Annotated in this window: 15 protein-coding genes; 13 read left to right on the forward strand and 2 right to left on the reverse strand. The window is 69.8% G+C overall.

Features of this window, described 5'->3' with window-relative positions:
- Positions 1 to 4 precede the first annotated feature (4 nt).
- The 7 genes from secY (at position 5) to Q0C38_RS16325 (ending at position 5,553) form a co-directional block, all read left to right on the forward strand.
- On the forward strand, positions 5 to 1,348 hold the full coding sequence (secY, locus tag Q0C38_RS16295; protein ID WP_291298168.1) for a preprotein translocase subunit SecY: 1,344 nt from the start codon (positions 5 to 7) through the stop codon (positions 1,346 to 1,348).
- A complete protein-coding gene (locus Q0C38_RS16300) occupies positions 1,345 to 1,998 on the forward strand; it encodes an adenylate kinase (RefSeq protein WP_291298169.1) in 654 nt (217 codons plus the stop codon). The genes secY and Q0C38_RS16300 overlap by 4 nt, the downstream gene beginning before the upstream one ends.
- 243 nt (positions 1,999 to 2,241) lie before the next feature.
- On the forward strand, positions 2,242 to 2,619 hold the full coding sequence (rpsM, locus tag Q0C38_RS16305; RefSeq protein WP_291298170.1) for a 30S ribosomal protein S13: 378 nt from the start codon (positions 2,242 to 2,244) through the stop codon (positions 2,617 to 2,619).
- Between the two features lie 52 nt (positions 2,620 to 2,671).
- Positions 2,672 to 3,061, forward strand: a complete 390-nt coding sequence (gene rpsK / locus Q0C38_RS16310; protein ID WP_291298171.1) for a 30S ribosomal protein S11 — start codon at positions 2,672 to 2,674, stop codon at positions 3,059 to 3,061.
- A gap of 139 nt (positions 3,062 to 3,200) precedes the next feature.
- Entirely contained in the window at positions 3,201 to 4,217 is a 1,017-nt protein-coding gene (locus Q0C38_RS16315; protein WP_291298172.1) for a DNA-directed RNA polymerase subunit alpha, read from the forward strand.
- A 25-nt stretch (positions 4,218 to 4,242) separates the two neighbouring features.
- Positions 4,243 to 4,674 carry a 50S ribosomal protein L17 gene (gene rplQ, locus Q0C38_RS16320; RefSeq protein ID WP_291298173.1) on the forward strand — a complete coding sequence of 144 codons (432 nt, stop codon included), beginning with the start codon at positions 4,243 to 4,245 and terminating at the stop codon, positions 4,672 to 4,674.
- Between the two features lie 108 nt (positions 4,675 to 4,782).
- A complete protein-coding gene (locus Q0C38_RS16325) occupies positions 4,783 to 5,553 on the forward strand; it encodes a hypothetical protein (RefSeq protein WP_291298174.1) in 771 nt (256 codons plus the stop codon).
- 2 nt (positions 5,554 to 5,555) lie between these two features.
- Here the strand turns inward: Q0C38_RS16325 and Q0C38_RS16330 are convergent, their stop codons facing one another.
- Complete coding sequence (locus tag Q0C38_RS16330) at positions 5,556 to 6,521, reverse strand: tripartite tricarboxylate transporter substrate binding protein (RefSeq protein ID WP_291298175.1); 966 nt, start codon at positions 6,519 to 6,521, stop codon at positions 5,556 to 5,558.
- A gap of 17 nt (positions 6,522 to 6,538) precedes the next feature.
- Positions 6,539 to 7,513 carry a tripartite tricarboxylate transporter substrate binding protein gene (locus Q0C38_RS16335; protein ID WP_291298176.1) on the reverse strand — a complete coding sequence of 325 codons (975 nt, stop codon included), beginning with the start codon at positions 7,511 to 7,513 and terminating at the stop codon, positions 6,539 to 6,541.
- Positions 7,514 to 7,575: 62 nt separating this feature from the next.
- Between Q0C38_RS16335 and Q0C38_RS16340 the strand changes: the two genes are divergently transcribed.
- From Q0C38_RS16340 to Q0C38_RS16365, 6 genes are all read left to right on the forward strand, one after another.
- Positions 7,576 to 8,316, forward strand: a complete 741-nt coding sequence (locus Q0C38_RS16340) for an amidohydrolase family protein (protein WP_291298177.1) — start codon at positions 7,576 to 7,578, stop codon at positions 8,314 to 8,316.
- Between the two features lie 161 nt (positions 8,317 to 8,477).
- A complete protein-coding gene (locus tag Q0C38_RS16345; protein ID WP_291298178.1) occupies positions 8,478 to 9,056 on the forward strand; it encodes a PEP-CTERM sorting domain-containing protein in 579 nt (192 codons plus the stop codon).
- A 102-nt stretch (positions 9,057 to 9,158) separates the two neighbouring features.
- Positions 9,159 to 10,508 carry a replication-associated recombination protein A gene (locus Q0C38_RS16350; protein WP_291298179.1) on the forward strand — a complete coding sequence of 450 codons (1,350 nt, stop codon included), beginning with the start codon at positions 9,159 to 9,161 and terminating at the stop codon, positions 10,506 to 10,508.
- Positions 10,505 to 10,888, forward strand: coding sequence for a fluoride efflux transporter CrcB (gene crcB, locus Q0C38_RS16355; RefSeq protein ID WP_291298180.1), 384 nt, complete (start codon positions 10,505 to 10,507; stop codon positions 10,886 to 10,888). The genes Q0C38_RS16350 and crcB overlap by 4 nt, the downstream gene beginning before the upstream one ends.
- Positions 10,885 to 11,874 carry an RluA family pseudouridine synthase gene (locus tag Q0C38_RS16360; protein ID WP_291298181.1) on the forward strand — a complete coding sequence of 330 codons (990 nt, stop codon included), beginning with the start codon at positions 10,885 to 10,887 and terminating at the stop codon, positions 11,872 to 11,874. Before crcB ends, Q0C38_RS16360 begins: the two co-directional genes overlap by 4 nt.
- A gap of 50 nt (positions 11,875 to 11,924) precedes the next feature.
- Positions 11,925 to 13,167: AsmA family protein (locus tag Q0C38_RS16365; RefSeq protein WP_291298182.1), on the forward strand; the 1,243-nt coding region annotated here is incomplete at its 3' end.

Below are 13,167 nucleotides of genomic sequence, written 5' to 3' on the forward strand. Positions count from 1 at the left end.
CCCAATGGCCTCGGCCGCTGAACAGCTTGCAGCAAACCTGAATTTCGGCGTCTTCGCGAAGGCGACCGAACTCAAGAAGCGGCTGTGGTTCACCCTCGGCGCGCTCATCGTCTACCGCATCGGCACCTACATCCCCGTGCCGGGGATCGATGCCGGGGTGATGGCTGAACTCGTGCGCAGCCACGGCGGCGGCATCCTCGGCATGTTCGACATGTTCACCGGCGGCGCGCTCGGCCGCATGACGGTGTTCGCGCTGAACATCATGCCGTACATCTCGGCCAGCATCATCATCCAGCTTATGACCGCGGCGAGCCCGACACTCGAGGCGCTGAAGAAGGAAGGCGAGGCGGGGCGGAAGAAGCTCAACCAGTACACCCGCTATCTCACCGTCGTGATCGCCATGGCGCAGGCCTATGGCATCGCCGTCGGGCTCGAAAGCGTGCGGGGAAGCTTCGGGCCGGCGGTGCAGGACCCCGGGCTGTTCTTCCGCTTCTCGTGCGTGGTCACGCTCGTCGGCGGCACGATGTTCCTGATGTGGCTCGGCGAGCAGGTGACGGCGCGCGGGGTCGGCAACGGCATCTCGCTGATCATCTTCGCCGGGATCGTCGCGAACCTGCCATCGGCGCTCGCCGGCACGCTCGAGCTTGGGCGGACGGGGGCGATCAGCACCTTCGTGATCCTGTTCCTGCTCGTGATGTCGGTCGCCGTCATCGCCGCGGTGGTGTTCATCGAGCGGGCGCAGCGGCGCATCGTGGTGCAGTACCCCAAGCGCCAGGTCGGCAACCGCATGTTCGGCGGCGACTCGACGCACCTGCCGCTGAAGCTGAACACCGCGGGCGTCATCCCGCCGATCTTCGCCTCCTCGCTCCTGCTGCTGCCGGTGACGGTCGCGGGCTTCTCGGCCGATGGCGGGCCGGAGTGGCTGCAGCCGATCACGGCGGCGCTCGCGCATGGCCAGCCGCTCTACATGTTCCTCTACGCGGCGATGATCGTGTTCTTTGCCTACTTCTACACCGCCGTCGTGTTCAACCCGAACGACACGGCCGACAACCTGAAGAAGTACGGCGGCTTCGTGCCGGGCATCCGCCCCGGCCAGAACACGGCCGAGTATTTCGACTACGTGCTGACGCGGCTGACCACCGTCGGCGCCCTCTACCTGGTGGTGATCTGCCTGCTGCCAGAGTTCCTGATCGCCCGCTATGGCGTTCCCTTCTACTTCGGCGGCACCTCGCTCTTGATCATCGTGACCGTCACCATGGACACTGTCGCCCAGGTGCAGAGCCACCTTCTGGCCCATCAGTACGAGGGCCTGATCAAGAAGGCGAAGCTGAGGGGAGGCAAACGGTGAACCTGATCCTTCTGGGGCCACCAGGGGCTGGCAAGGGGACGCAGGCGAAACGGCTCCAGGAGAAGCACGGTATCGCCCAGATCTCGACGGGCGACATGCTGCGCGCCGAGGTGGCGTCCGGCAGCCCGATCGGCCTCGAAGCCAAGGCGATCATGGAGGCGGGCAAGCTCGTTCCCGATGCGCTGATCACCTCGATGCTCGCCAACCGGCTGCAGGGTGCGGATTGCGCCAAAGGCTTCATCCTTGATGGCTTTCCCCGCACGGTGCCCCAGGCAGAGGCGCTCGACGCCATGCTCGATGGGCTGGGCATCGGGCTGGACGCGGTGATCGAGCTCAAGGTCGATGACGCGCTGCTGGTCGAGCGCATCGCGGGCCGGTTTACCTGCAAGAGCTGCGGCGCGAGCTTTCACGACAGCTTCAGCCGCCCGAAGAAGGACGGCGTGTGCGACAGTTGCGGCGGTACCGAGTTCGTGCGGCGGAGCGATGATCGCCGCGAAACCGTTGCTGCCCGCCTCGAGGCCTACCACAGCCAGACCGCACCGCTGCTGCCCTACTATGCCGGGCGCGGGCGGCTGCGGACGGTCGACGGCATGGCCGAGATGGACATGGTCAGCCGCGATATCGCGGCCGTGTTGAACGGCGCCGGCTGAGACGCCGTGACGCCAGCGCGGGGCACGCCGCGCGCTGGTACCGGTTGACAGGGGCGGGACCGTGGCTATAGTCCCGCGCCTTCGGTGGCCCCCCTCTGGGAGGCTGCCGTTCGCGCTTGCTTTCCCGGCAGCGCCTGCCGCCCCCGCGGGGCACAGGAACGGGCTGGGATGGATCGGTGGCTCGCCCGGGGGGTGGGCCGGTGGTGTTTGGGCCCTAGTTGTTTCGACATGGAGTGAGCTGCCGTGGCGCGTATCGCCGGTGTGAACATCCCCACGAACAAGCGCGTGGTCATCTCGCTTCGCTACATCTACGGCATCGGGCCGAAGAAGGCGGAGGAGATCTGCAAGTCGCTTGCGATCCCCGACGATCGCCGCGTGAACCAGCTCACCGATGAGGAGATTCTCCGCATCCGCGAGCTGATCGACCGCACCTTCAAGGTGGAGGGCGATCTCCGCCGCGAGGTGGCGATGAACATCAAGCGGCTGATGGATCTCGGCTGCTACCGGGGCCTGCGCCACCGCAAGGGCCTTCCGGTCCGCGGCCAGCGGACCCACACCAACGCCCGGACCCGCAAGGGCAAGGCGGTGCCGATCGCCGGCAAGAAGAAGGTCACGAAGTAGCCTTCTCGCTGCATCGACACGCCAGACCCCGACCCGAAGGACGAGAGAGACCATGGCCAAGCCAGCCGCGCGCACCAAGAAGAAGGAGCGCAAGAACATCACCTCCGGGGTGGCGCATGTGAACGCGTCATTCAACAACACGATGATCACGATCACCGATGCCCAGGGCAACGCGATCTCGTGGTCATCGGCCGGGACGATGGGCTTCAAGGGCAGCCGGAAATCGACGCCCTACGCCGCGCAGATGGCGGCCGAGGATGCCGGCAAGAAGGCGCGCGAGCACGGCATGGAAGTGCTCGAGGTCGAGGTGACGGGGCCGGGTTCGGGCCGCGAGAGCGCGCTGCGCGCGCTCCAGTCCGTCGGCTTCAACATCACCGCCATCAAGGACGTGACGCCCATTCCGCACAACGGGTGCCGCCCGCGCAAGCGCCGGCGCGTCTGAGCACCGCATTCGCGGCCGGTCCCTCGTGGCCGGCCGGCGCTCCGGCGGGCGGGTCCGCGCCGGGGCGGCACCGGATCCGGCGGCGTGATGCCGCCTGCCCCGGAATGGACCCCTGGAACGTAGGGCGAAAGGCCAACCCGTGATCCAGAAGAATTGGACGTCCCTGATCCGCCCCGAGAAGCTCGAAGTCGAGAGCGGGCATGATGGGAATCGCGTTGCAACAGTCGTGGCAGAGCCGCTCGAGCGCGGCTTCGGCATGACGCTCGGCAACGCACTGCGCCGTATCCTGCTGTCCTCGCTGCAGGGTGCGTCCGTCACCGCCGTGCAGATCGATGGCGTGCTGCATGAATTCAGCTCTATCCCCGGCGTCCGCGAGGACGTGACGGACATCGTGCTGAACATCAAGCAGCTCGCACTCCGCATGCACAGCGACGGGCCCCGGCGGATGTCGCTCACCGCGACCGGCCCGGGCGAAGTCACGGCAGGGCAGATCACCACCGGCCACGACATCGAGATCCTGAACCCCGATCTCGTGCTCTGCACCCTCGATGACGGGGTGAAGCTCGGCATGGAGTTCACGGTGCAGTCGGGCAAGGGCTACGTGCCCGCGGCCGAGAACCGGCCCGAGGATGCGCCGATCGGCCTCATTCCGGTCGATGCGATCTACTCTCCCGTGCGCCGCGTCGCCTACCGCGTCGAGCCGACGCGTGTCGGCCAGGTCACGAACTACGACCGCCTGCTGCTCACCGTCGAGACCGATGGCACGGTGGGGCCCGAGGACAGCGTCGCACTCGCCGCCCGCATCCTGCAGGACCAGCTCCAGCTCTTCATCAATTTCGAGGACCCGCGCCAGGTCAGCGCCGAGGACCGGAAGGACGACCTGCCGTTCAACCGCAACCTGCTGCGGAAGGTGGACGAGCTCGAGCTCTCCGTCCGCTCGGCGAACTGCCTGAAGAACGACAACATCGTCTACATCGGCGACCTTGTGCAGAAGACCGAGCAGGAAATGCTGCGCACGCCGAATTTCGGGCGGAAGTCGCTCAACGAGATCAAGGAAGTGCTCGGCTCGATGGGCCTCGGCCTCGGGATGACCATCCCCGGCTGGCCGCCCGAGAACATCGAGGATCTCGCCAAGAAACTCGAAGAGCCGTACTGAGCTCACGCTGTAAGGGTCACGTGTCATGCGCCATCGTATGGGCAACAAGAAGCTTGGTGTTACCAGCACGCATCGCCTCGCGATGTTCCGCAACCTCGCGGTCGCCTTGCTGAAGCACGAGCAGATCACAACGACGCTGCCGAAGGCGAAGGCGCTGCGCCCCGTTGCCGAGAAGCTGATCACGCTCGGCAAGCGCGGTGGGCTGCATGCCCGCCGCCAAGCATATGCTGAACTGCGTGACGACGTGATCGTGGGCAAGCTCTTCGGCCCGCTGGCCGATCGCTACAAGGCCCGGCCCGGCGGCTACTGCCGCGTGCTGAAGGCGGGCTTCCGCCACGGCGACATGGCTGCGATGGCCGTGATCGAGCTGATCGAGCGTGACCGCGACGCCAAGGGCCAGGACAGCGGCCCGAAGCCCGAGGTCGCCGCCGACGAGGGCGAGCAGCCCCAGGCGTAACGACGCGCGGCTGGATCGGCATCAGGGGCGGCCTTCGGGCCGCCCTTCGCTTTTGGGCCGGCCCTTCGCATTCGACGCGCGGGTCACCATGTCCCACTGATGCACGGCATGGCGCTGCCTGAACCCGTCTCCGCCCGCGATCGGCTTCGCCAGGCGGTGACGCTCGCCGCCGCCATTGCCCAGGCGACCATCCCGTCGCTTCCCGCCGTGATGGGCTGGGGCATCGCGATCGGCCAGCGCGCGAATGCCGATGGACCGTTGCCAGCCACGCCGGCCGGGTATGCCTTCTCCATCTGGGGCCCGATCTTCGCGTGGTGCCTCGTCTACGCCATCTGGCAGGCACTGCCCCGGCAGGCCGACGACCCGCTCGCCCGTCGCGCCGGCTGGCTGTTCGCCGGCGCGATGGCGGGCGATGCGCTCTGGGCCGCCGCGTTCCAGGCGGGCGCGCCGGTGTGGCTCACTGCCATCATCCTCGCCGCGATCGCCGCGATGGCGATTGGCGCCCTGTTCCAGGTCGAGGCGTGGCCGGGCCCGGCGCGGCCTGGCCAGGTGTGGTTCCTCATCGCCCCGCTCGGGCTGCTGGCCGGCTGGGTGTCGGCTGCCGCCTTCGTCAATCTCGGTTCGGCGCTGTCTGAGGCGGGTCTCACGTCGCTCCGCGATGGGGGCGGGGCGGCCGCACCCGCGCTCGTTGCCGCCGCGACAGCGGTGGCGCTGGCCGTCATCGCCCGCGCGCGGCCGTTCCCGACCTATGCGATCGCGGTCATCTGGGCGCTCGTCGCCATCCTCGCGCGCAACGGCGGCAACGCCACCGGCATCACAGCCGCTGCCGCCGCGCTGCTCGTCACGGCGCTGGCCGTCCGCTCCTGGCGGCAGGGCTGAATTCAGTTCGCCTGGATGTTGGCCTCGCGCACCAGCCGGGCCATCGTCTCGCGCCCGTCGCGCAGGAAGCGGCCGAACGTCTCCGGATCGGTGCCGACGGGAACCGCGCCGAGCTGTGCCAGGCGATCGCGCACCGGCTGTTCCTTCAGCACCTCGGCCACCGCGCCGTACATGCGCGCGACCACCGGTGCCGGCGTGCCGGCAGGGGCGACGAGGCCGACCCACTCGCTCATGTTGAACCCGGGGAAGCCGCTTTCGGCGAGCGTCGGCACAGCCTGCCAGTTGGCCAGCCGCTCCGGCACCGTCACGGCCAGCATCCGCGCGCGGCCCGACTGCACGATCGGACCGGCGGAGAGTGCGGTGATCAGCACGCCGTCGACCGTGCCTGCGGCGAGGTCGCGCGCCGCGTCCGCCCCGCCGCGATAGGGAACGTGCGTCACCTTGATCCCGGCCTGGGCCTGGAACAGCTCGAGCGCGAGGTGGCCTGCCGTCGCGTTGCCCTGCGTGCCGAAGCTGAGCTCGCCCGGCCTCGCCTTCGCCGCGGCGATGAGCTCGGCCAGGGTGCGGGCGGGGAACGCATCCTTGACCGCGATCACCTGCGGGAACGATGCCACCTGCGAGACTGGAACGAAGGCCGCATAGTCGAACGGCAGGTTCCGCAGCAGCGACGGGTTGACGATGTGCGAGGAGGCATCGAACAGCCATGTGTAGCCATCGCCGCCGGCCTGGGCGACGGCCGCCGCCCCGATCGACCCGCCGGCACCCGTGCGGTTCTCCACCACGATGGTCTGGCCCAGCAGTTCCGACACGCGCGGGAACACGGTACGGGCCGCGCTGTCGGCCGCCCCGCCGGCCGCGAACGGCACCACGAGGCGGATCGATCGCGCAGGCCAGGCCTGCGCGCGTGCCGGCGTAATGAACGGTGCGGCAAGCGCGCCGCCGAGAATAAGCCTGCGTCGGATGGTCATCGTGATCGTTCTCCCCTTCAGTCGACCGTGATCTTCGCATCCACCACGAGCTTCGCCATCGTCTCGCGCAGCGCGGTGACGAACCCGGCGAAGTCGGCCCGCAACGAGCCGACGGCCATCGCCCCGAGCGCATCGAGCCGCGCCGTCACGGCGGGTTGCGCAAGCGCGTGCATGGCGGCGGCGTGGATGCGGTCAAGCACCGCGTCGGGCGTGCCGGCGGGCGCGTAGAGGCCGTTCCACTCGTTGAGCTCGTAGCCGGGAAAGCCGCTCTCGGCGATCGTCGGCACGTCGGGCAGGGAGGGGAGGCGCGCGCCGTGCGTGACGGCGAGCGCGCGGATGCGTCCGTCACGTGCGAGCGCGAGCGAGGACGAGACCGTGCCCATGTGCATGTCGATGTTGCCGGCGACCAGGTCCTGCACGGCGGGCCCGCCGCCGCGATAGGGAACGTGGACGAGGCTGATGCCCGCGCGTTGGGCGAACAGCGCGGCGGCAAGGTGCGACGAGGTCGCGTTGCCAGACGAGCCGTAGGTGAGCGTATCGGGCCGCGCCTTGGCGAGTGCGATGAACTCGGCGACCGTGCGCGCGGGCAGGGCGGCCTTCACCAGCAGGATCTGGGGCAGCACCGTCACCTGGCTGATCGGCGCGAAGGCACGCGCGTAGTCGAAGCTGAGGCCCTTCAGCACGGCCGGGTTCACCACATGCGCCCCGGCATCGAGCAGCAGCGTGTGGCCATCCGCGGCGGCGCGCGCCACTTCGCCGGCGCCGATGGAGCCCCCGGCCCCGCCGCGATTCTCCACCACCACCGGCTGTCCCAGCATCGCGCCCATCGGCTCGGCCAGCAGGCGCGCGGTTGTGTCGGCCCCGCCGCCCGGCGGGTAGGGAACGACCATGCGGATGGGGCGTGCCGGGAAGCCCTGCGCGAGCGCCGCACGCCCGAGGAAGGGCATGGCGAGCATCGCGCCGGCGAGCGTGCGGCGGGTGAGGCGGGGCATGGCGTTCCTCCGAGCTTTCCGCGACGCTAGCGGTTCCGTGAACATCCGCCCAGGGGTCGGCAATGCTGTTCGATGCGCACCTGCACATCTTCGACCCCGCTTTTCCCATGCCGGGCAACCAGGGCTTCGTGCCGGACGCCTTCACGGTGGCCGATTACCGGGCGCGCACGGCCCCGCTCGGCATCGTCGGTGGCGCCGTCGTCGCCGCCTCGACGCAGGGAACCGACCCTGCCCCCCTGCTCGCCGCCGCGGCCGCTCTCGGCCCCCGCTTCGTGGTGGTGGCCGAGGCGCATCCGGGGCAGGACGATGCCGCCTTCGCCGCCCTGGCCGAAGCGGGGGTGAGGGGGGTGCGCTTCAACCTCTGGCGTGGCGGGACGTTCGACATTCCCGCCATGCTCGCCCATGCCCGCGCCGCCGCCACGCATGGGCTGCATGCCGAGCTTTACGCCGACGCCGCCACGCTGGGGCCGCATGTCGAGGCGCTGGCGGCCCTGCCTGCCGGCCTCGCGCTCGACCATCTCGGCATGACGGAGGCGGGGCTGCCCGTCACCGTCGCCCTGGCAGAGGTGGGCGTGAAGGTGAAGGCGACAGGCTTCGGCCGCGTCGCGCTCGACGTTCCCCGCGCCCTCGAGGCGCTCGCCCGCGCCGCGCCGCGCTGCCTGATGGCGGCGACCGACCTGCCGTCGACCCGCGCCGCACGGCCGTTCGCGGATGATGATCTGGGGCTGATCACGCGCATCCTTGGCCCTGATCTCGCCGCCGCCGCCCTGTCCGACACGGCTGGGGCGTTCTACCGGGCCTGATCCCGTCGAGGCCTGCACGCCCCACGTGCATCGCGGCTGATATTGTACGCGCAGCAATTTTGATTGATCTTCGTCAAGAAGCTTGGCCTTTTGCAGCAGGCCACGCTCTGAAAACGTCTTGGGGAGGGGGTCTCGTGCGTCATTCACTCAGCCTTGCCGCGGTGGCTCTCGCCGTCGGCATCGCGGCAGCGCCGGCAACGGCCGCGCCGATCGATCGGATCTTCACCGTCACGGGCACCGGGTTCGAGACTTACACTGGTGTCGCTACGGTGATCGATCCGTTCACCCTCCGCTTCCGCTTGACGGCCGACCTCGGAGCCACCGAAGTCAGAAGCAGCAGCGGGATCACGCTGCTGGAAGCCCCCGCAGGTTTCGATCCGGGTGGCCTCGCTTACGCCTACTTTCCGTTATCCTCTTTTACGAGCATCCCCAGGATTCGGATTACTGATGGACGTTCTCCAACAGCAATCACTGATTCTCAACGTGACCCCGTCCCGTTCGACGACGTCCTGTTTGTCGTCTTGGATCCGGCCGGCGACGCACCGGGATCGTCCGGCGTTTTCCAGTACATCCTGGACGGCCAAAACTCAGCGTCGTTCACCAGGACCTTCACTGTGTCCTATGTCGATGTCGGCGTGGTGACGGCGGTTCCCGAGCCGGCCTCGGCCCTGCTGTTCGGCGCCGGGCTGCTCGGGCTCGCCGCATACCGCCGCCGCACCGCGCCCGCCCGCGCCGCCTGACCGCGGGCAGCTTGCGGCACCCCAGGGTGCCGCAAGCTGCGCTTGCGGGGCATGTCTCCTCGGGGTCTGACGGCGCCGGGCCGCACGGGCTATGCTGGCCCCATGGCGCGGGACCAGAGCGCGGATGACCTCTTCGGCGAGGCGCCGCAGACCGAACGACAGGAGCCCAAAGGGCAGGACGACCGGCGACGGCCGCTGGCCGACCGCCTGCGCCCCCGCGCGCTCGCCGAGGTGGTGGGGCAGGAGCATCTCGTCGGCCCCGAGGGCGCGATCACGCGCATGCTTGCCCTCGGCACCCTCTCCTCCATCATCCTCTGGGGCCCGCCGGGGGTGGGGAAAACCACCATCGCGCGGCTGCTCGCGGAAGGGGCGGGGCTTGCCTTCGTCTCGCTCTCGGCCGTGTTCTCGGGCGTGGCCGACCTCCGCCGCGCCTTCGAGGAGGCCCGCAAGCGCCGGGCGGCGGGGCAGGCGACGCTGCTCTTCGTCGACGAGATCCACCGCTTCAACCGCGCCCAGCAGGACGGGTTTTTGCCGTATGTCGAGGACGGCACGGTGGTGCTGGTGGGTGCCACCACCGAGAACCCCTCCTTCGAGCTGAACGGCGCGCTGCTCAGCCGCTGCCGCGTGCTGGTGCTCAAGCGCCTCGACGAGCCGGCACTCGACGCCCTGCTTGCCCGTGCGGAGGCCGAAGCCGGCCATGCGCTGCCCGTCACGGCCGAGGCGCGTGCCGTTCTCGCCGCGATGGCCGATGGCGACGGGCGCTACCTGCTGAACCTCGCCGAACAGCTGCTCGCCCTGCCCGCGGGCACGCCACCGCTCGACCCGGCCGGCCTCGCCAAGGTGCTGGAACGCCGCGCGGCGCTCTACGACAAGGACCGCGAGGAGCACTACAACCTCATCTCCGCCCTGCACAAATCCATGCGCGGGTCTGACCCCGACGCGGCTCTCTACTGGCTCGCGCGCATGCTGACGGGGGGCGAGGACCCGCTCTACATCATCCGACGGGTGGTTCGTTTCGCCTCCGAGGATATCGGCATGGCGGACCCGACGGCGCTGCTCACCGCGGTGGCGGCGTGGGACACGTATGAGCGGCTGGGCAGCCCTGAGGGCGAGCTTGCGATCGCCCATGCGGTGGTGCATCTCGCCACCGCGCCGAAATCCAATGCGCTCTACAAGGCACTGGGGGCTGCGATGCGCAGCGCCCGCGAGACGGGAAGCCTGATGCCGCCGAAACACATCCTGAATGCGCCGACGAAGCTGATGGGCGCCCTCGGCTACGGCCAGGGCTATGCCTATGACCATGACGCGGAGGAGGGGTTCTCCGGCCAGGACTACTTCCCCGAGGGCATGGCACGGCAACGGTTCTATTCGCCGACCGATCGTGGGCGGGAGGCACAGATCGGCGAGAGGCTCGCGGCCTGGAACCGCGCGCGGAAGGAGCGTGGGGCATGAGCGCTCTCTCTCCCCTGGCCCTCGGCGCGGTCGCTGCCGGCGGTGCGGCGGGGTCGGTCTGCCGCTATCTCGTCTCGGTCGGCACGATCTCGCTCGGCTTCGCGGCCCCCTGGGCGACGCTGGCCGTGAATGTCGCCGGCAGCTTCGTGATCGGCCTGATGGCGGAACTGTTCGCGCGCGAACTGGTCGCCCCGCTCTGGCGGCCGCTGCTCATCACCGGCTTCCTCGGCGGGTTCACGACGTTCTCCGCCTTCTCGCTCGAAGCCATCGGCCTCTGGCGCGAAGCCCCCGGCACGGCAGCACTCTACGTGGCGGCCTCGGTCGTACTGTCGCTGAAGGCCTGCCTCGGTGGCATCCTGCTCGCCCGTGTGCTCGCATGAGCGCCGTCACCACCCGCACCGTCACCGACGACGAAGCCGAGATCAGGCTCGACCGCTGGTTCCGCCGCCACTACCCGAACCTGGCCCACGGCGCTCTCGCCAAGCTGCTCCGCACCGGCCAGGTGAGGATCGACGGCAAGCGGGCGGAAGCCGGAACACGCCTCGCCCCGGGCCAGGCGATCCGCGTGCCGCCGCTCGGCGAGCTCGCTTCCACGCCCAAGCCGAAGCACGAGATCGCGCTCGACCCGCACGAGCTGAAGGACCTGCATTCCCTGGTCCTCTACCGTGACGACAGCATGATCGTGCTCGACAAGCCGTTCGGCCTGCCGGTGCAGGGGGGCCCGGGCATCGTGAAAAGCCTCGACACCGTTCTTGATGCGTATCGTTTCGGCTCCGACGAGAGGCCACGGCTGGTGCACCGGCTCGACCGCGACACGACGGGCGTTCTGCTGCTCGCGCGCACGCCGGGGGCCGCGAACCGGCTCGCCGGTGCCTTCCGCTCGCGCGCAGCGGTCAAGACCTACTGGGCCGTCGTCGTCGGCCGCCCGCACCCGCTCGAGGGACGGATCGATGCGGCACTTGCCAAGCGCGCCGGGATGCGCGGCGAGCGCGTGACGGTGGCCGAGGAGACCGACGAGGACGCCGCCTTCGCGATCACCGATTTCCAGACACTCGAATTCGCCGGCAAGAAAGCCGCGTGGCTGCAGCTCAACCCGCTCACCGGCCGCACGCACCAGCTTCGCGTCCATTGCGCCGCGATCGGCTGCCCCATCCTCGGCGATGCCAAGTATGCCGGCGGGGCTGCGATGATGGAGGGGCTGCCCGAGATGCTGCACCTGCATGCGCGCGGCATCGTGATCCCGCACCCGGAGGGCGGCACGCTCTCTGTCGAAGCGAAGCTTCCACCCCACATGAAGCAGACATTCGAGGCCCTCGGGTTCAACGCGCCGAAGCCGAAGAAGCCCGTGCGCAGCAAGCCGGGGTGACCGACGCGCGCCTCGTGCGTTAGGCTGGGATCTGACGAGGGAGAGAATGCATGCGGCTCAGAACCGTCCTGATCGCGGCCGGTGTCGTGATCGCGCTGCCCGTCGCCGGCATCGCCGTTTTCGCCGCGACCTTCGACGCCAATGCCTACAAGCCCCGCATCGCTGCCGCGGTGAAGGAGGCAACGGGGCGTGACCTCGCGCTGAACGGGCCGATCGGGCTGAAGCTCGGCCTCTCGCCGGCCCTCAGGGTCGAGGATGTCACCTTCGCCAACGCGCCCTGGGGCACGCGACCGGAGATGGCGAAGCTTGCCGCCCTCGAGGTCGAGGTGGCGATCATCCCGCTGATCTCGGGCAATGTGCAGATCAACCGCGTCGTTCTCGTCCGCCCCGACATCCTGCTCGAGACCAACGCCGAGGGCCGCGGCAACTGGGAGATCGCCGCCCCCGCAGCGCCTGCGCAGCCCGCGCAGGGCGGTCAGCCCGCCGTGCCGGCACAGCCCGCGCAGCAGGGAGCAGGCCGCGAGATCGGCATCCGCGAGATCACCATCACCGATGGCACCGTGGCCTTCCGTGACGGTCGCACGCAGCAGACCACGACGCTCGGCCTGCCGCGCTTTGCCGCCCGCGCCGACAACCGCGAGAGCCCGCTCTCGCTCGACCTCGCGGCGTCGCTGAACGGCAACGCCTTCACGCTGACCGGCACGGTCGGGCCGCTCGCCCGCCTGCTTGGCGCCCCCAGCACCTCCCCCTGGCCGCTCGATCTCACCCTGGCCGCCGCCGGCGCACGGGCCAGCGTGAAGGGCAGCGTCACCGATCCCAGGACGGGCCGCGGCTATGACGTCGCGGTCCAGGCAACGGTACCCGATCTCGCCAGGCTTGCCCCCTTCCTGCCGGATGTCGACCTGCCACCGGTGCGCAACCTCGACCTCGCCGTGCAGGCTGCCGATCGCGGCGGGCCGATCCCCGAGGTGCGGGCGCTGACGCTGAAGCTCGGCGAGAGCGACCTCAACGCCATCTTCGCCGGCTTGCGCGTCACCCGCGCCGAGGTGGCAGCGCCCGACACGGCAAGCCCCGTGCGGCTGGTGTTCGCGGGCAGCCTGAACGGCGCGCCGATCGGTGCGGAAGGAACGCTGGGGCCGCTCGGCGCCTTCCTGCCCAATGCCGCCGCCGCGCCCTGGCCGGTCGATCTCCGCCTCACCGCCGCCGGCGCCGAGGCGACGGCCAAGGGCGCGATCGCCCGGCCGCGCACGCCCGAGGGCATCGACATCGCGATCGCCGCGCGCGTGCCCGACC

Origin of the sequence: Elioraea sp., from assembly GCF_022842375.1 — a bacterium.
Classification (GTDB): Bacteria; Pseudomonadota; Alphaproteobacteria; order Acetobacterales; family Acetobacteraceae; genus Elioraea_A.